Below are 16,947 nucleotides of genomic sequence, written 5' to 3' on the forward strand. Positions count from 1 at the left end.
TATGCGGCAAACGCGCTCAGCCTTGAGCGGCCTCTGGGGCAGCTTCTTCGACGAACTGGTCAGCACCGCCAGAGCCGTTCTGGCGGCCACGCAGTACAGCGTCGGCCATCGAGCCCAGATAAAGTTGCACGGCACGGATGGCATCATCATTACCAGGGATGATGTAGTCCACACCTTCCGGGCTGCTGTTGGTATCGACGATACCGATGACCGGGATGCCCAGCTTGTTGGCTTCAGAGATGGCAATGCGCTCGTGATCGACATCGACGACGAACATGGCATCGGGCAAACCGCCCATATCCTTGATACCACCCAGGCTGCGATCGAGCTTCTCAAGATCGCGAGTGCGCATCAGGGCTTCTTTCTTGGTCAGCTTCTCGAAGGTACCGTCTTGCGACTGAACTTCCAGATCACGTAGACGCTTGATCGAAGCGCGGATGGTCTTGTAGTTTGTCAGCATGCCGCCCAACCAGCGGTGATCGACATACGGAGAGCCGCAACGAGCGGCTTCTTCGCGAACGATCTTGCCAGCGGAACGCTTGGTACCGACGAACAGAATCTTGTTCTTGCCAGCAGCCAGTTTCTCAACGAAACGCAGAGCGTCGTTGAACATCGGCAGGGTCTGCTCAAGATTGATGATATGAATCTTGTTGCGCGCACCGAAAATGTATTTATTCATTTTCGGATTCCAGTAACGGGTCTGGTGGCCAAAGTGCACACCGGCCTTCAGCATGTCGCGCATGGTGACTTGAGTCATGGTACTTCCTCAGATAAGTCGGGTTAGGCCTCCACGCGTCCCGATATCCAACTCTTGCGAGCACCCAGGATACCGTGTCGACACGTGTGTGGGGTCAGGCTCGACGGGTAGTCCCGCAGAGCGGCGCGTTTTATAGCATAAAGACAGGCTAGAGGCCAGACTGATTTGCACGACACGCGCATCCCGCACGCCATGTTGCCTCGCTCAGCCTTCCAGCCTTCCAGCCTTCGGCGCTTTTATCGGCTCCACGTCTATTTGGTTTATCATTTGCGCTTTCGTTTTTGATGCGCTTCCCGGCGCCAATGAGGTTCGAATGACTGTCATCATCAAGACGCCCGAAGATATTGAGAAAATGCGCATTGCGGGGCGACTCGCCGCCGAGGTGCTGGAGATGATCGGCGAACACGTCAAGCCGGGTATCACTACCGAAGAACTGGACCGCCTCTGCCATGAGCACATCGTCAACGTGCAGCAGGCCATACCCGCCCCGCTGAATTACAAGGGCTACCCGAAGTCGATCTGTACGTCTATCAACCATGTCGTCTGCCATGGCATCCCCAACGACAAGCCGCTAAAGGATGGTGACATTCTCAATATCGATATTACCGTCATCAAAGATGGCTACCACGGCGATACGAGCAAGATGTTCATTGTCGGCAAAGCACCGGAATGGGCCGAGCGCTTGTGCAAGGTCACCCAGGAATGCCTCTATAAAGGTATCGAGATCGTCCGCCCCGGCATCCATCTTGGCGATATTGGCGAAGTGATCCAGAAGCATGCCGAGAAGAACGGCTTCTCCGTGGTCCGTGAATATTGTGGCCACGGCATTGGCAAGGTCTTTCACGAGGAACCGCAGGTGCTTCATTACGGGCGCGCCGGGACTGGCCTGGAGCTCAAGGAAGGCATGACCTTTACCATCGAGCCGATGATCAATCAGGGCCGTTCGGAAACGCGCTTGCTGGGCGACGGCTGGACAGCCATCACCAAGGATCGCAAGCTGTCTGCACAGTGGGAACACACCATTGTGGTGACTACCGATGGTTATGAAATCTTTACCCTGCGCAGCGATGACACCATCGCCCGCACCTCGTCCTGATCAGTTATCGACAATGTTGCCTTGATGGAGGGCGCTGGCATGCCTCAGGTTGATCCCGAACTGTTCGACCGCAGCCAGTTCCAGGCAGAGCTGGCGCTTAAAGCCAGTCCCATCGCTGCTTTCAAGAAGGTCATCCGCAAGGCACGTGAAGTGCTCGACACACGATTTTTAGCAGGCCGCGATATCCGTGGCCTGATTGAAGACCGTGCCTGGTTCGTCGATCAGATCTTGCACGCAGCCTGGCAGCGTTTCGACTGGAACAGCGATGCCGAGATCGCACTGGTCGCAGTGGGCGGCTATGGTCGCGGAGAGCTGCATCCGTACTCCGATATCGATCTGCTGATCCTGCTCGATGATAGCGATCAGGAGAAATTCCGAGACTCTATCGAAGGCTTCCTGACCCTGCTTTGGGATATCGGTCTGGAGGTCGGCCAGAGCGTACGCTCGGTGGCGGAATGCGCCGAAGAGGCACGAGCAGACCTGACGGTGATCACCAACCTGATGGAAAGCCGCACCATCGCCGGGCCCGAGCGCCTGCGACAAAACATGCTGAAGGTCACCAGCCCATCGGAAATGTGGCCGAGCAAAGAATTCTTCCTTGCCAAACGCAACGAACAATCGGCGCGTCATTCCAAATACAACAACACCGAGTACAACCTTGAGCCCAACGTAAAAGGCTCGCCCGGCGGGCTACGCGACATTCAGACAATTCTGTGGATCGCGCGACGCCAGTTCGGCAGCCTGAATCTGAGCGCAATCGTCGATCAGGGTTTTCTAACCGAAGGCGAATATTCGCTGTTGGTGTCCAGCCAGGAATTCATCTGGCGCGTCCGCTACGGGTTGCACATGTTGGCCGGGCGCGCCGAAGACCGCCTGCTCTTCGACCACCAACGCAGTCTCGCCGCCCTCCTCGGCTATGAAGACAGCGACGCCAAACTGGCCATTGAGCGCTTCATGCAGAAGTACTACCGCGTGGTCATGAGCATTTCCGAACTTGGCGATCTGGTGGGGCAACATTTCGCCGAGGTCATTCTCTGGGAGGGTGACAGCGGCGATGCCGTGCCGCTCAATAGCCGCTTCGTCTTACGCGACGGCTACTTAGAAGTAGCCAATGATTCGGTTTTCAAGCGCAGACCCTTCGCGATCCTCGAAGTGTTCGTATTGTTGGCGCAACATCCGGAAATCCAAGGGGTTCGGGCCGAAACCATCCGTTTGTTGCGCGACCACCGCCATCTCATCAATGATGATTTCCGTAGCGATATCCGCAACACCAGCCTGTTCATCGAGCTGTTCAAGTGCAAGGAAGGTATACACCGCAACCTGCGCAGAATGAACCGCTACGGCATCCTCGGACGCTACCTGCCGGAGTTCGGTCATATCGTCGGGCAGATGCAACATGATCTCTTCCACATCTATACCGTCGACGCCCATACGCTCAACGTCATCAAGTATCTGCGCAAGCTCAGCAAGCCCGGCGTTGCCGAGAAGTATCCGCTGGCCAGCAAGCTGGTCGAACGCCTGCCCAAGCCGGAACTCATTTATATCGCGGGGCTTTATCACGATATCGCCAAAGGCCGCGGCGGCGATCATTCGGAGCTTGGCGCCGTGGATGCCCATGCCTTTTGCGTGCGCCACAAGCTGCCGGCGTGGGATACGCGTTTGGTGGTCTGGCTGGTGGAGAACCACCTGGTGATGTCCACAACAGCGCAGCGCAAGGATCTATCCGACCCGCAAGTAATCAATGATTTCGCTCAGATGGTCGGCGACGAGACCCACCTTGATTACCTGTACGTACTTACCGTAGCGGACATCAACGCAACCAACCCAACGCTGTGGAACTCCTGGCGAGCAAGCCTGCTACGCCAGCTGTACACAGAAACCAAACGAGCCCTCAAACGCGGCCTGGAAAATCCGCTAGGGCGAGAGGAACAGATTCGCCAGACCCAGCGTGCCGCGCTCGACAATCTGGTACGCAACGGCACTGATCCAGACGACGCCGAGCAATTGTGGTCGCAACTGGGTGACGACTACTTCATGCGTCACAGCTCCACAGACGTCGCTTGGCATACTGAAGCCATCATCGAACATCCGAGCGACGGCGGCCCGCTGGTTCTGATCAAGGAAACCACCCAGCGCGAATTCGAAGGCGGCACGCAGATTTTCATCTATGCACCGGACCAGCACGACTTCTTCGCCGTGACCGTGGCGGCAATGGATCAGCTGAACCTGAACATTCACGACGCCCGCATCATTACCTCGAGCAGCCAGTTCACGTTGGACACCTACATCGTACTGGATGCCGATGGTAGCCCTATCGGCAATGACCCCGAGCGCACCGAGGAAATTCGTCAGGGCTTGATCGATGCGCTGCGCAACCCGGACGATTACCTGACGATCATCCAGAAACGCGTGCCCCGACAGCTCAAGCACTTCGCGTTTCCGCCGCAGGTCACCATTCACAACGATATGCAACGCCCCCAGACGATCATCGAAGTCATCGCACCCGACCGCCCCGGGCTGTTGGCGCGCATCGGACAGCTGTTTCTGGACTTCGATCTATCTCTGCAGAACGCGAAAATCGCCACGCTTGGCGAGCGCGTCGAGGACGTATTTTTTGTGACCAATGCCGAAAATCAGCCGCTGTCGGATCCGCAGCTGTGCCTCAAGCTGCAACAGGCGATGATCAAGCAGCTGTCACAGGAAAACGAGCGTCAACCCTCACCGAGCAGCATCGTCATCTGAGCGCGATCCGGTAAATTGGGCAGATAGCTGGTAAGCATGCAACGGTGACCGGTGGGGGTACATTGACCCCGATCAATCCCACGGCTTGCCGCGAGTTTGCTCGAAGCAAGACAGCTTCTGTTGCATGGCCGCCTTCGCCAGTATGTGAGCACTGACCGGAGCGGTGATGAATAAAAACAGAGTGATCAGCAGCTCGTGCAGACTCAGACCGTCATTCCTGCTACCGAAGAAGATCATCGATGCGATGACGATGCCGCCCACACCGAGCGTGGTGGCCTTGGTAGGTCCATGCAGACGAGTATAAAAGTCGGGCAGACGATACAAGCCGATCGCACCGATCAGCGCGAAGATACTTCCGATGACCAGACACACGCTGACCAGCAATTCGACCCAGAACGGCATGTGTTCTCCCTCAATCGATGATGTCGCCGTGCAGCAAATGCTTACCCACGGCAACGGTACTGACGAACCCCATCACTGCTATCAGCAGCGCGGCCTCGAAGAATAAATCGGAGGCCAGCCAGATACCGAACAACACGATCAGCGCAAGACCATTGATGTACAGCGTGTCCAGCGCCAGCACCCGGTCGGGCATATCCGGCCCCTTGACCAAGCGAACGATGTTGAGCAATGCCGCCAGGGCCAGCAAGCCCATACAGAGGGGAATCACGTACGCTAGCATTCGAAAATCTCCAGCAGCGGCGTCTCATAGCTGCTCTTTACCTCAGCGATCAGCGCCTCGATATCGGGTGCATCCAGCGCATGCAGAATCAGCATCGTGTGATCTTCACTCAGGCCGGCGGACACTGTGCCAGGGGTCAGCGAGATGATGCTCGTCAATACCGCCAAGACGAACTCATCCTCGATCAACATCGGCACCTCGACGAACGCGGGCTGCAAATTCCGTGTGGGGCCAATTACCAACTTGGCCACATGAACGTTGGCGATCACGATGTCATGGAACACCTTCAACATGAACAGACACAGCTTGAGCGGTTTGCGTACCCGCGGCACTTTAATCAGAAAGCCACCGACGAGTAGCGGAATCGCCCAGCCGAGAAACAGCCCCAGCAAGAGATGACCAAGATTCAGAGTGTTATTGAGCAACAGCCATAGCGCGGCCAGCGACAGCGTCAACGCAGGGTTCGGCAAAACGCGAGATTTCATGCAGCTCCTCCCTGGATGATCTGCAGATAGGAGCCGAGATCGAACAGTTGTGCAGCCGTGGCTTGGATATACGTCTGAATCGGCTGCGCGGCGACAACCAGACCCACGCTGGCCAGCAATAGGCCGGCGGTCGCAGCTACACATATCGAATCTGCGGGCTTTCCAACGGTAGCCGCCTCGCTCGAGCGCCAGAACACCATGCTTCCGGCGCGGCTCAGCGCGATCAACATGCCCAGCCCCGAAACCAGCACCACTGACCAGAGTATCGAGGCACCATTACCAGGCGGTACCGCCTGCAACAGCATCACTTTACCGAGAAAGCCGGAAAAAGGAGGCAACCCTGCGACGGAAATCGCTCCGGCAAAAAACAGTGCGCCCAACATCAACGGCTGTCTCAATGCCGGCGCTGAGATCAGCTCGGATGCCGTATCGCCGCGTTGGCGAGCAATGATGTCCGCTAACAGGAACAGCCCACCCGTCACCAGGGTACTGTGCAGCAGGTAATACAACGCTGCCGCCAACCCCTGCTCAGTTCCCAGCGCAACTCCGGCCAGCAAGGTGCCCACCGAAACCACTACTAGATACGACAGCAGGATTTGTAGATTGCGCGAAGCGAGCGCACCGACCACGCCAGCGGCAAGGGTAAGCATTGACAGCGGCCACAGCCAGTCGAGCACCATATTGCTCAGGACACCCGCCTCGCTGCCATAAATCAGCGTAAACACCCGGACAATCGCATAAAGACCAATTTTCGTCATGATCGCGAACAGCGCTGCAACCGGTGCCGTCGCCGAGGCATAGGTACGCGGAAGCCAGAAATACAGCGGCAGAATCGCACCTTTGAGGGCGAACACCACCAGCAGCAGATAACCCGCGGCGGCTAGCAGCGGTGCATCCCCTGGATCAGCCGCACCGACCTGGATGGCCAGGTCGGCCATGTTCAGCGTCCCGGTGAGCCCGTACAACATACTGACCCCGATCAGAAAAAGCCCCGAGCCCAGCAAATTCAGCACGACATAATGAATGCCGGCCTGCACACGCTTTGCACCGTTGCCGTGCAGCAACAGCGCATAGGATGAAATGAGCAGAATTTCGAAGAACACGAACAGGTTAAACAGATCACCTGTCAGAAACGCGCCATTGATGCCGGCCAGTTGAAATTGAAACAACGCATGGAAATTAGGCCCCCGCTTGTCGTCTCCGCGCGACGCATAAGTTACCGAAAAGCTTGCAAGCACTGCGGTGACCAACAGCATTAGCGCGCTTAGCCGGTCAAGCAAGAGCATGATCCCGAACGGTGGCAGCCAGTCTCCCAACTGGTATACGGACAGCGCACCCGTGTTTGCCAGCAACAGCAGCCATATGGCCAGCGGCACCAGCAACCAGGTCGCTACCAGTGACAGCAGACGTTTGAACGGTAATCCTTGCCTATGGCTCAGCAGCAGTACGCAACCGGCGAACAGCGGAAGCAGGATCGGGAAGATCAGCGCATGATTCATTCGCGCGGCTCCCGGCCGTCCACATGATCGGTGTGCAGTTCACCCAGACCGCGCAATGACAACACCACGACGAACGCGGTCATCGCGAAGCCGATGACGATAGCGGTTAGCACCAGCGCCTGCGGCAAGGGGTCTCCGTACTCGGCGCTCCGTCCGATAATTGCTGGCACGCCAGTAGCGAGGCGGCCCATGGAAAAAATAAACAGGTTCACCGCGTAGGAAATCAGCGTCAGCCCCATCACCACCGGAAATATTCGCGCGCGAAGCAGCAAATAAACTCCGCTGGCCATCATTATTCCGAGCGTTATCGCCAGCACAGCCTCCATCAGAGCACCTCCTTGGACGATTCATCTTGGCTGACGTGGCCCATATTGGACAGGATCAACAGCGTCGCCCCAACCACTGCCAGATACACGCCAAGATCGAAAAGCATTGCCGTAGCCAGTTCGAAATCACCAATCAACGGGAGATGAAAATGGCCGAAGGCTGACGTCAGGAATGGTCGGCCGAACAGCCAGCTGCCCAGACCGGTCAGCCCAGCAATCAGAACGCCAAGCCCGGCTATGCCGTGATAGCTGAAAGGCTGCCGTTGCTGCGCCCAGGCAACACCGTGCGAAATGTATTGCAAGATCAGCGCGACCGCGGTGATCAGACCGGCAATGAAGCCACCACCCGGCAGGTTGTGTCCCCGCAGGAAAATGAACACGGAAATGAGCAAGGCCATAGGCAGTAGCGCACGCGACAGCACATCCAGGATCATCGGATGATTATCGGTGGCCCACAGCCGGCCACGGTAGTCACGAATCGGATGAGGCAGATGCAGCCCGTAGAGCAATCCATAGATGCCCACCGCGGCGATCGCCAGTACCGATATCTCGCCAAGGGTATCGAAACCACGGAAATCGACCAGAATGACGTTGACCACATTTGTTCCGCCGCCGCCTGGAACACTGTTCTCCAGAAAGAACGATGCGATGCTGTCGTAAGGTCGTGTCAGTACGGCATAAGTAAGCAAGGCGATCATGGTGCCGAAGCTACTGGCCAGAACCAGGTCGCGGAAGCTGCGCAGACTACTCGACTCCACCGGGGTTCGGTCGGGCATGAAGTACAGCGCCAGGATCAGCAGAATGATAGTCACCACTTCAACCGAGAGCTGCGTCAGTGCCAGATCGGGTGCTGAATAACGGGCAAACACCAACGCCACCATCAGACCAGCCACACTCAACACCATCAACGCCACCAGACGCCGACGGTGAAAAAATACCGTCAGCAGCGATGCCAAGCAAAGAATCAACATCCCGAACACAGTGACGACATCCGGCGGAGTGAGTGCGACCGGACCACCCAGCGCTTCCAGTGGCATCAGCGCATAAACTACGAGCAGCAACGAACTGAGCAGAACGAGTGCCAAATACCGCTGCAATGAGCCATTCTCCATGCGCGCGGTAATCCAGCACGCGCCTCTTGCAATATCACTGATCACGCGGGTGAAAACCTGTAGCGAATCGACCCTGGGAAGCCCTTCGTACCAGCGAAACGCCCACTTGCGCAGCGAATAAATAAGCAGACCACCGCCCAAAGCGACAAAGCTCATCAGCAGCGGCAGGTTAAAGCCGTGCCAGATCGACAAGCTGTATTCAGGGATCGGACCATTGAGGCTTCCGGCAACTGCTGCCGACAGCAATGGCGCCACGGTATATGCCGGCAACATCCCCACCAGCAGGCAGAGCAGCACCAGGATTTCCACCGGGATTTTCATGTACCTCGCTGGTTCGTGCGGTGGGTACTTGGGCAGATCGATCGGCTCGCCATTGAAGAACACGTCATGCACGAAACGCAGCGAATAGGCTACCGAAAAGGCGCCTGCCAGGGTCGCCAGTGCCGGAATGGTCCAGTAAAAGCTGCCCAATAGGTGCTGATCGAGGGTTTCGGCGAAGAACATTTCCTTGCTGAGAAAACCATTGAGCAACGGCACCCCGGCCATGGCCAACGAGGCGATCATCGCCAGCACCGCTGTGTGCGGCATGTATTTCAACATGCCGTTGATGCGCCGCATGTCGCGCGTCCCGGTCTCGTGATCGATGATACCGGCGGCCATGAACAATGACGCCTTGAACGTCGCATGGTTGATGATGTGGAAGATTGCAGCCACCGCACCCATTTGCGAATCGAGGCCGAACAGCAGGGTAATCAGGCCCAGATGGCTGATTGTCGAATAGGCCAGCAAGCCTTTCAGGTCATGCTGAAACAGCGCCATCACCGCGCCAATCAGCAGGGTTGCGAGGCCGGTCAGACTGACCAGATAAAACCACCATTCAGAATCCGAAAGCGCCGGATACAGGCGGGCCAAGAGAAAAACCCCGGCTTTGACCATGGTTGCCGAGTGCAGGAAGGCCGATACCGGGGTCGGTGCCGCCATTGCCTGCGGCAACCAGAAGTGGAACGGAAACTGTGCAGACTTGGTGAATACGCCAAGCAGGACGAGAATAAGCGTAAGTGGATATAACGCGTTCGTCCGTATCAGATCGCCTGAGGCAAGAACGGCGCTCAACTCGTAGCTGCCAACAATATGCCCGATCAACAGAACGCCGGCCAACAATGCAAGCCCGCCGCCGCCCGTCACCACGAGGGCCATTCGCGCGCCCTGACGGGCATCGGAGCGATGGCTCCAAAAGCCGATCAGCAAAAACGAGGAGAGACTAGTCAACTCCCAGAACATCAGCATCAATAAAAGGTTTTCTGCCAGCACGACGCCGAGCATTGCGCCCATGAACAACAGGAAAAAGCCGAAGAAGCGCCCCATCGGCTCACTCTTCGACAGGTAATAGCGCGCATAAAGAATGACCAGCAGACCGATACCAAGAATCAGCAGAGCAAATAGAAAACCCAGCCCGTCGAGTCTCAAGCTCAGGTTCAAGCCCAGCTCTGGCAACCACGGCAACGTCAGCACTTCCGTTTCTCCGCCAAACACGGCGGCACGCTTGGACATCAGCAGTATCAGCGCTAGCAACGGGGCCAGCCCGGCACCGAATGCACAGGCGGATCGTCCAAAACGTTCGAGCAGTAGCGGTAGGCAGATCCCCAGAAACGGCATAGCGATTATCAGCGCAAGCGCCATGAGCAGAAACCCCTTGAGCCGCGCAAGTGCACGGCAGTTATATCCTTGGTAAACCAGATCTCAGCCCAAAGAGGCATCGCGGTGTGCGCCGATTATCCACACCGACCGCAGCAACGTCATGAATTCATGTATTTCTAAAAACAAAAGGCGCCGCCCGAGCGTGCCGGTTGGCACTCAGGCTGCGCCTAAGGAGTTATGCAGCCACCGACCTCATAGTCGCGACAGTAAGACGCGGCAACGATCGCGACGCAGCGGCGGAAGATAAACGGGGCCTTCCTGGTTATCGTCTGTTCGCTATCAAGGCGCTATGCGACTGGTGCCGTTGACGGTCATGATCCGTACGCGTTGCCCGACACGAAAGACCTGATTGGGCTCTACTTCCTGTACATAGGCGCGCATGTTGCCGTCATCCTCACGAACGGTGATCTCGACACCCTGCGCACGCGTGATGCCTTCTTCCGCCGCCGCGCCGAGCAAACCGCCCGCCACCGCGCCGATCACCGCCGCAACCGCGCTACCACGGCCACCACCGACGCCGCTGCCAGCGATACCGCCAACTACCGCGCCAGCACCGCCGCCGATCGGCGTCTTGGTACCTTCGAGCTTGACCGGACGCAGGGATTCAATGGTTCCGTAACGAACCGTCTGGACCGTTCGCGCCTCGTCCCGAGAATAGGAATCCCCGGTGAGGTTGGATGTACAGCCGCTTATGGCCAACGCAATGGCGGTAAACGAAGCGACGAAAATGGAATTGCGCATAGGTACTCTCCTGGGGAAACGGGTGTTCATCCCGATCGCATCGGGCAGGCGCTGCGGAGAAAAGGCGACCGGTAACTGCCTCGACCTGGCTCAGCATTCATGAGGTTAGGACCCCACTTTACCCGAGGCTATCCCGCCCCGCATGCAGGAAGCACGCTCAAACTGCTTCACGAGACGAACCAAGGGCAGCATCGATGAAGCCGGATATCCGGCTTACCGCTGTGTTTCAGACCGATCAGACGATAATCGTCCAGCGAATCAGGGCGCTAGGCGCTCGCGATGCCAGATGCTGGCGACTCGTCGATAATTGAGCCGGTCATGTAGCCGGCTCGGACGTCCTTGCCAGAACTCCATCCGTTCCGGCAGTAACCGGTAGCCACCCCAGTGGGGCGGACAATTAGGAGCCTGATCAAGAAAGCGCTGCTCGGTTTCAGCGAGCAGTCGTTCGAGTTCGGCGCGATTGCCGATCACCCTGCTCTGCGGCGAAGCCCATGCGCCGAGACGACTGCCCAATGGCCGCATCTGATAATACGCATCCGACTCGGCAGCGCTGACCTTCTCGACCTGTCCCTCGATCCGCACCTGGCGTTCCAGGCTCGGCCAGAAGAACGTCATCGCGGCAAACGGGCGCGCCTCAAGGTGTTCGGCCTTGGCGCTTTGGTAGTTGCTGAAGAAAGTGAAACCGCGGTCATCAAGCGCCTTGAGCAGCAGTACACGGCAATGTGGGCGGCCCTCGGCGTCAACCGTGGCGAGGGTCATGGCGTTCGGCTCGACCGGGAGCTGCTCGGTCTGCACGGCGTCATCGAACCATTGACGAAACAGGCCGAACGGTTCGTCCGGCGCATTCGCCTCACTGAGCCCTTTACGGGTGTAGTCGCGGCGCATATCGGCCAAGGTCTGGGTCATCGCACGAGTTCCTGGAAACAGTCAAAGCCACAGCTTAGCCGGTTTAGCCCCGAGTCCCGATTGATCCAACGGAAAACAACTCCAAAACGAAGGTGCCGCACCGACGATAGGTGCGGCGAGTGCTACTTGGTTTTGGTCACTTCCGCTGCGGCCACCTGCGTCGACTTGGCAGGTGCCTCGCTGTACTGCGCAATCAACGCCAGCAACGTGGGCTGAGGAGTGAAGACCATCTCGACACGGCGATTCAGGGCACGGCCTTCTTCATGTTCGTTAGACGCGCGGGGCATGTCCGAACCCAGCCCGCGAATGCGCAGCCGATCGTGCTTCAGGCCACTGAGACGGAAGATCGCAGCAACGGCACCAGCTCGCTGGCGGCTGATGTCGCGGTTGATTTCAACTGACCCGGTGCTGTCCGCGTGACCAAGCACGACCACGGCTGTTTTCTCGTCACCTTCCACCAGTTTCGCCACGCGACTGATTGGGCCAAGCGTGACGGGAAGCAGCATGCCCGGACGGTCAGGATTAAATGATGCATCGACCGGCGCAGTAACCACTAGGACACCCTCGCGACGCTCGACCTCGAAACGACTGTCTTTCAAGGCGTCTTTAAGCCGGGGCTCGTAGTCGTCCAGCCAGGCATAATCGATCACAGGTCCCGGCGCAGCGGCTGCTTCGACAGGCTTTTCGCTGTTGGAGCTGCAGCCGGAAATGACCATGCAGAGAATCAGGGAGGCGCTTTTCAGCAGGTTCATGAGCAGGTTCCGTGAAGATGAGTTTGCGAAGACAAGCCGCGCGTGACAGCCGCCAGCTTAAGCAAGGATTTGCCTCAAATTGTGGACGCAGGTCATTGTTATGAAAAGTCTCACCATTGCAAACAGACGAGCGGTTCAGCCCAAGCAGGCTTTTACCGTACGCGCCAGCGCCTGTGCACGAGGGTCCATCAGAACATAAGGGCCAAGCGTGTTCGTGACGTAACCAAACGCCAAATCCCGTTGCGGATCAGCAAAACCAATGCAGCCTCCGGCTCCTGGGTGGCCGAAGGCGCCGGGCCCCACGCCAAATGTTGCATTTTCCACGTCCGGCTGATCGAGCCAACAGCCCAAGGCGAAACGGGTGCGGGCCAGCAACGTACGATCTTCACCAAGGCAATGCTCGCGGGTCATCTCGGTCAGCAGCGCTGGATCGAGCAGATCACCCCGCAGCAGCCCGTCATAGAAGCCGGCCAGCGTGCGTGCATTACCGTGCCCATTGGCAGCGGGCTGCGCCATCCTGCGCCACTCGGGCTTGTTAGCGCTGTTCATGATCGACGGCGGGTTGGTAAAAGCTCGTGCGCTGAGCGATTGCGGGTCCCCGGTCAGTGCCTTGAACAGACGTTGCGCAGCTGCATCGCCGAAATTGTTCTTTTGCCGGGTCAGATAACCGACACGATCAAATTCGGAGTCGGCCAAACCAATGTGAAAGTCCAACTCCAGAGGGCGGGCAGTGCGCGCGACGATCGCTTCGCCCGGCTCGCGGCCATCGGCACGGCGAATCAGCTCGCCGACCAGCCAGCCGTAGGTAATCGCAGCATAACCATGGCCATCACCTGGCGTCCACCAGGGGCTCTCCGCTGCCAACGCAGCAGTCATCGCATCCCAGTCGTACAACGCCTCGGCAGGAAGTGGCTGCCGCACGGCGGGCAAGCCGGCCTGATGGCTGAGCAGCTGCCGTAACGTAATGTCTTGCTTGCCGTTGACGGCAAACTCCGGCCAGAGCCGCGCCACCGGTTCATCCAGTTGCAGCTTGCCTTCACCTACCAGCTGCAGCGCAGCTACGGCGGTGAAGGTCTTGGTGCAGGAGAACAGATTGACCAACGTATCGGTTTGCCAGGCTTGCTCGCCGGCGTTATCTGCCACGCCCGCCCAGAGGTCGACAACGGTTTCGCCGCCGATCTTCACACAGACCGCCGCGCCACGCTGTTGCGTTTGTTCGAACAGATCACTGAAGGTGTCTCTGACCGCCTCGAAACGAAGATCGAAATATCCCTGGATCTGCACGCTTGCGCCTCTTATCAGGTATGTGACCGATGCATTGTTTCAGCCGCGCCGGAGCAAGGGAACCGCCTCGACGCCAATTACGGGACAATCAGCAGCTTGAATAACCATGCATGGCTCAGCAAGGTCGGCAGAACGTCCGGCCCACCGGAACTAGCCAATCTCACGTCGAAATGGCGGCAGCGCATTGAGAATGGCCTTGCCGTAGCGCTGGGTTACGACCCGGCGGTCGAGCAAGGTAATACTTCCGCGATCCTCTTCGGTACGCAGCAGCCGCCCGCACGCTTGCACCAGACGCAGTGAAGCGTCAGGCACCGCAATTTCCATGAAGGGATTGCCGCCGCGCGCCTCGATCCACTCCGCCAACGCCGCTTCCACCGGATCATCGGGCACTGCAAAGGGGATCTTTGCGATCACGACGTGCTCGCAATAGGCGCCCGGCAAATCGACGCCTTCGGCGAAGCTGGCGAGGCCGAACAGCACACTCTCCTCACCGTCGTCCACACGTGCCTTGTGCTTGTTCAGCGTTTCCTGCTTCGACAGATTGCCCTGGATCAGCACCCGCCGACGCCAGTCCCGTTCAAGCCCATCGAAAACATCCTGCATCTGCTTGCGCGACGAGAACAACACCAACGTGCCACGCGAGCCTTCCACCAGTTGCGGCAAATCGCGAACGATCGCTGCCGTGTGCGCAGTGGCATCACGCGGATCGGCATTGAGATTCGGCACCCGCAGCACGCCTGCGTCTGCATGATGGAATGGGCTTGGCACCACGGCCGTCACTGCACAACGCGGCAATCCCGCCCGCATGCGATACCGATCGAAGCTATTCAGGGCGGTGAGGGTCGCGGAGGTCACCAGCGCGCCGTAACAGACATTCCATAGATTGCGTCGTAAAGTCTCTGCCGCAAGGATCGGGCTGGCATTGACCTCGATGTCGAACAGGGCGCCACCTTCGGCCAGGGTCAGCCAGCGGGCCATTGGAGGGCTATCCTCAGGGTCATCGACGGTGAAGGCGGTCCACAGCTCCCAATTGCCTTGGGCACGGGTAAGCAGGCTGCCGAATAGCGGGTACCACTCTTCGGCCTGATGACTGGCGATGCCGACACCGGCCTCGCCATCCATCGCTTCCTTGAGCAGTTCGGCGAGCCGGGTGAACAAGTCGGTAAGCCTGGCAAAACCCTTTTTCAGCTCGATGCCCAGCTCGATTAGGTGTTCGGGCACGATCCCGCCGACGAACCGATGCCGCGGCCGCTCGCGGCCTTCCATATCCTCACCAGCCTTGAAATCAGCCAGTTGCTCGCAGGCACTGAACATGAACTGTTGCTGGCTGCGCAAATCACGGGCGATCTCCGGAACCGCCTCGATCAAGCGGCCAAGATCACCAGGCAACGGATGCTGGGCCAGCAGCTTGGTCAGGTTCTTTTCGACCTGACCAAGCCAATCGGCAGTCGAGCGCAGACGGGTGAAATGTGCGAAATGGCCGATGGCCTTGTCTGGCAAATGGTGGCCTTCGTCGAATACATAGAGCGTATCTCGCGGATCCGGCAATACCGCGCCGCCGCCGAGCGCCAGATCAGCGAGCACCATGTCATGGTTGGTGACGATGACGTCCACCTTGGTCATGCCCTCACGTGCTTTATAGAAAGCGCACTGCTGAAAGTTGGGGCAGTGACGACCGGTGCACTGGCTGTGGTCGGTGGTCAGGCGCGCCCAGTCGGGATCGGCAAGCTCTTCCGACCAGCTGTCGCGATCGCCATCCCAGCGGTTGCCTGCGAGCTTTTCGATCATGCTGCCGAAGAGCTTCTGGCTGCGCTCATCCACATCAATACGAAAACCATCCTCCTCGAACAGCTGCGCGGTGGCGCTTTGCGCCTGACCTTCCTGTAACAACACGTCGAGCTTGGACAGACACAGGTAGCGGCCGCGGCCTTTGGCCAGGGCAAATGAGAAGTTCAGACCACTATTGCGCATCAGGTCCGGCAAGTCCTTATGCACAATCTGCTCTTGCAACGCGACGGTTGCAGTAGCAATTACCAAACGTTTACCAGCGGCTTTCGCTGTAGGAATCGCAGCCAGGCTATAGGCCACGGTTTTGCCGGTACCGGTGCCAGCCTCAACCGCAACGATTGCCGGCTCGCCATCCCGGCGGCCTTCATCGTCGGCCGTGATCGCGCCCAGCACCTTCGCCACTTCGGCAATCATCAGGCGTTGGCCGTAGCGAGGCTTGAGACCTTTGGCCTCGAGAAAGCGTGAGTAGGCGCCCTGGATCTGGGTCTTGAGTTCGGTGCTGAGCATGGACGCGGAAGCTGTATATATTTTCAGTATTTCGAACGGGTGGCTATGATAGCGCGCGTTTTCCCAACTGCCACCGGAGATTTGTCATGACCGCTTTCGCCCTGCCCTATTCACTACACGTTCTGGCCGCCGTGGTTTGGGTGGGCGGCATGTTCTTCGCCTGGATGGTTCTGCGCCCCGCTGCCGTCTCGGAGCTACAGGCGCCCGAGCGGCTCAAGCTCTGGGCCGAGGTGTTTCGCCGCTTCTTCATATGGGTCTGGGTCACGATAGCGGTCTTGCCGATCAGCGGTATTGGCATGTGGCATATGCGCTTCGACGGTCTGGCGGCGGCGCCTCGCTATGTTCACATCATGGCGGGACTGTTTCTGGTAATGCTGGCGCTGTTTCTGCGCATTCAGCTACTACAACTGCCGGAACTCAAGCGAGCGGTCGCTGCGCAGAACTGGCCGGAAGGCGGCGCGGCGCTGGGACGGATCCGCAAGCTGGTGGGTATCAATTTGTTGCTGGGATTGCTGGTGGTGGCGTTGGCCAGTGCGCGCCCCCTGTTCTAACCCGAACGAGTAAGAAAAAGC

15 protein-coding genes are annotated in these 16,947 nt (G+C 58.3%); 3 read left to right on the plus strand and 12 right to left on the minus strand.

The window, feature by feature from the left end:
* Positions 1 to 16: 16 nt before the first annotated feature.
* Entirely contained in the window at positions 17 to 757 is a 741-nt protein-coding gene (gene rpsB / locus D7241_RS18075) for a 30S ribosomal protein S2 (RefSeq protein ID WP_408102686.1), read from the minus strand.
* A 313-nt stretch (positions 758 to 1,070) separates the two neighbouring features.
* Here rpsB and map point away from each other — a divergent pair, with 313 nt between their 5' ends.
* Positions 1,071 to 1,853: a type I methionyl aminopeptidase gene (gene map, locus D7241_RS18080; protein ID WP_408102687.1), complete on the plus strand. Its 783-nt coding sequence runs from the start codon at positions 1,071 to 1,073 to the stop codon at positions 1,851 to 1,853.
* A 39-nt stretch (positions 1,854 to 1,892) separates the two neighbouring features.
* Positions 1,893 to 4,595 (plus strand): [protein-PII] uridylyltransferase, encoded by a 2,703-nt coding sequence (locus D7241_RS18085; RefSeq protein ID WP_408102688.1) that lies wholly within the window; start codon positions 1,893 to 1,895, stop codon positions 4,593 to 4,595.
* A gap of 72 nt (positions 4,596 to 4,667) precedes the next feature.
* Here D7241_RS18085 and D7241_RS18090 read toward each other — a convergent pair whose 3' ends face one another.
* The 11 genes from D7241_RS18090 to dinG form a co-directional block, all read right to left on the minus strand.
* The gene (locus tag D7241_RS18090) at positions 4,668 to 4,997 is read right to left on the minus strand and encodes a Na+/H+ antiporter subunit G (RefSeq protein WP_408102689.1); all 330 of its coding nucleotides are present in this window, start codon (positions 4,995 to 4,997) and stop codon (positions 4,668 to 4,670) included.
* Between the two features lie 10 nt (positions 4,998 to 5,007).
* On the minus strand, positions 5,008 to 5,277 hold the full coding sequence (locus tag D7241_RS18095) for a K+/H+ antiporter subunit F (protein ID WP_255979188.1): 270 nt from the start codon (positions 5,275 to 5,277) through the stop codon (positions 5,008 to 5,010).
* Positions 5,271 to 5,762, minus strand: coding sequence for a Na+/H+ antiporter subunit E (locus D7241_RS18100; protein WP_255979190.1), 492 nt, complete (start codon positions 5,760 to 5,762; stop codon positions 5,271 to 5,273). Before D7241_RS18100 ends, D7241_RS18095 begins: the two co-directional genes overlap by 7 nt.
* Entirely contained in the window at positions 5,759 to 7,261 is a 1,503-nt protein-coding gene (locus D7241_RS18105; RefSeq protein WP_408102690.1) for a monovalent cation/H+ antiporter subunit D, read from the minus strand. Before D7241_RS18105 ends, D7241_RS18100 begins: the two co-directional genes overlap by 4 nt.
* Positions 7,258 to 7,587, minus strand: coding sequence for a Na+/H+ antiporter subunit C (locus D7241_RS18110; RefSeq protein WP_408102691.1), 330 nt, complete (start codon positions 7,585 to 7,587; stop codon positions 7,258 to 7,260). Before D7241_RS18110 ends, D7241_RS18105 begins: the two co-directional genes overlap by 4 nt.
* Positions 7,587 to 10,379, minus strand: coding sequence for a monovalent cation/H+ antiporter subunit A (locus tag D7241_RS18115; RefSeq protein ID WP_408102692.1), 2,793 nt, complete (start codon positions 10,377 to 10,379; stop codon positions 7,587 to 7,589). Before D7241_RS18115 ends, D7241_RS18110 begins: the two co-directional genes overlap by 1 nt.
* Before the next feature lie 297 nt (positions 10,380 to 10,676).
* Positions 10,677 to 11,138, minus strand: a complete 462-nt coding sequence (locus tag D7241_RS18120) for a hypothetical protein (RefSeq protein WP_255979198.1) — start codon at positions 11,136 to 11,138, stop codon at positions 10,677 to 10,679.
* A 258-nt stretch (positions 11,139 to 11,396) separates the two neighbouring features.
* Entirely contained in the window at positions 11,397 to 12,044 is a 648-nt protein-coding gene (gene pdxH, locus D7241_RS18125) for a pyridoxamine 5'-phosphate oxidase (RefSeq protein ID WP_408102693.1), read from the minus strand.
* Between the two features lie 122 nt (positions 12,045 to 12,166).
* Positions 12,167 to 12,796, minus strand: a complete 630-nt coding sequence (locus tag D7241_RS18130) for an OmpA family protein (RefSeq protein WP_255979202.1) — start codon at positions 12,794 to 12,796, stop codon at positions 12,167 to 12,169.
* A 135-nt stretch (positions 12,797 to 12,931) separates the two neighbouring features.
* Positions 12,932 to 14,080 (minus strand): serine hydrolase domain-containing protein, encoded by a 1,149-nt coding sequence (locus D7241_RS18135; protein ID WP_408102694.1) that lies wholly within the window; start codon positions 14,078 to 14,080, stop codon positions 12,932 to 12,934.
* A gap of 150 nt (positions 14,081 to 14,230) precedes the next feature.
* On the minus strand, positions 14,231 to 16,375 hold the full coding sequence (gene dinG / locus D7241_RS18140; protein ID WP_408102695.1) for an ATP-dependent DNA helicase DinG: 2,145 nt from the start codon (positions 16,373 to 16,375) through the stop codon (positions 14,231 to 14,233).
* An 86-nt stretch (positions 16,376 to 16,461) separates the two neighbouring features.
* Here dinG and D7241_RS18145 point away from each other — a divergent pair, with 86 nt between their 5' ends.
* Positions 16,462 to 16,926: a CopD family protein gene (locus D7241_RS18145; protein ID WP_408102696.1), complete on the plus strand. Its 465-nt coding sequence runs from the start codon at positions 16,462 to 16,464 to the stop codon at positions 16,924 to 16,926.
* Positions 16,927 to 16,947: the final 21 nt, after the last annotated feature.

The organism is Stutzerimonas sp. VN223-3 (genome assembly GCF_045999685.1).
Classification (GTDB): domain Bacteria; phylum Pseudomonadota; class Gammaproteobacteria; order Pseudomonadales; family Pseudomonadaceae; genus Stutzerimonas; species Stutzerimonas stutzeri_AR.

Excerpts from the sequence above, each read along its gene's own strand:
- D7241_RS18110 (WP_408102691.1), bottom strand. The coding sequence starts at position 7,587 with ATGGAGGCTGTGCTGGCGATAACGCTCGGAATAATGATGGCCAGCGGA.
- D7241_RS18120 (WP_255979198.1), bottom strand. The coding sequence starts at position 11,138 with ATGCGCAATTCCATTTTCGTCGCTTCGTTTACCGCCATTGCGTTGGCC.
- D7241_RS18130 (WP_255979202.1), bottom strand. The coding sequence starts at position 12,796 with ATGAACCTGCTGAAAAGCGCCTCCCTGATTCTCTGCATGGTCATTTCC.
- D7241_RS18145 (WP_408102696.1), top strand. The coding sequence starts at position 16,462 with ATGACCGCTTTCGCCCTGCCCTATTCACTACACGTTCTGGCCGCCGTG.
- pdxH (WP_408102693.1), bottom strand. The coding sequence starts at position 12,044 with ATGACCCAGACCTTGGCCGATATGCGCCGCGACTACACCCGTAAAGGG.
- map (WP_408102687.1), top strand. The coding sequence starts at position 1,071 with ATGACTGTCATCATCAAGACGCCCGAAGATATTGAGAAAATGCGCATT.
- dinG (WP_408102695.1), bottom strand. The coding sequence starts at position 16,375 with ATGCTCAGCACCGAACTCAAGACCCAGATCCAGGGCGCCTACTCACGC.
- D7241_RS18115 (WP_408102692.1), bottom strand. The coding sequence starts at position 10,379 with ATGGCGCTTGCGCTGATAATCGCTATGCCGTTTCTGGGGATCTGCCTA.
- D7241_RS18090 (WP_408102689.1), bottom strand. The coding sequence starts at position 4,997 with ATGCCGTTCTGGGTCGAATTGCTGGTCAGCGTGTGTCTGGTCATCGGA.
- D7241_RS18100 (WP_255979190.1), bottom strand. The coding sequence starts at position 5,762 with ATGAAATCTCGCGTTTTGCCGAACCCTGCGTTGACGCTGTCGCTGGCC.
- D7241_RS18095 (WP_255979188.1), bottom strand. The coding sequence starts at position 5,277 with ATGCTAGCGTACGTGATTCCCCTCTGTATGGGCTTGCTGGCCCTGGCG.
- D7241_RS18085 (WP_408102688.1), top strand. The coding sequence starts at position 1,893 with ATGCCTCAGGTTGATCCCGAACTGTTCGACCGCAGCCAGTTCCAGGCA.
- rpsB (WP_408102686.1), bottom strand. The coding sequence starts at position 757 with ATGACTCAAGTCACCATGCGCGACATGCTGAAGGCCGGTGTGCACTTT.
- D7241_RS18105 (WP_408102690.1), bottom strand. The coding sequence starts at position 7,261 with ATGAATCATGCGCTGATCTTCCCGATCCTGCTTCCGCTGTTCGCCGGT.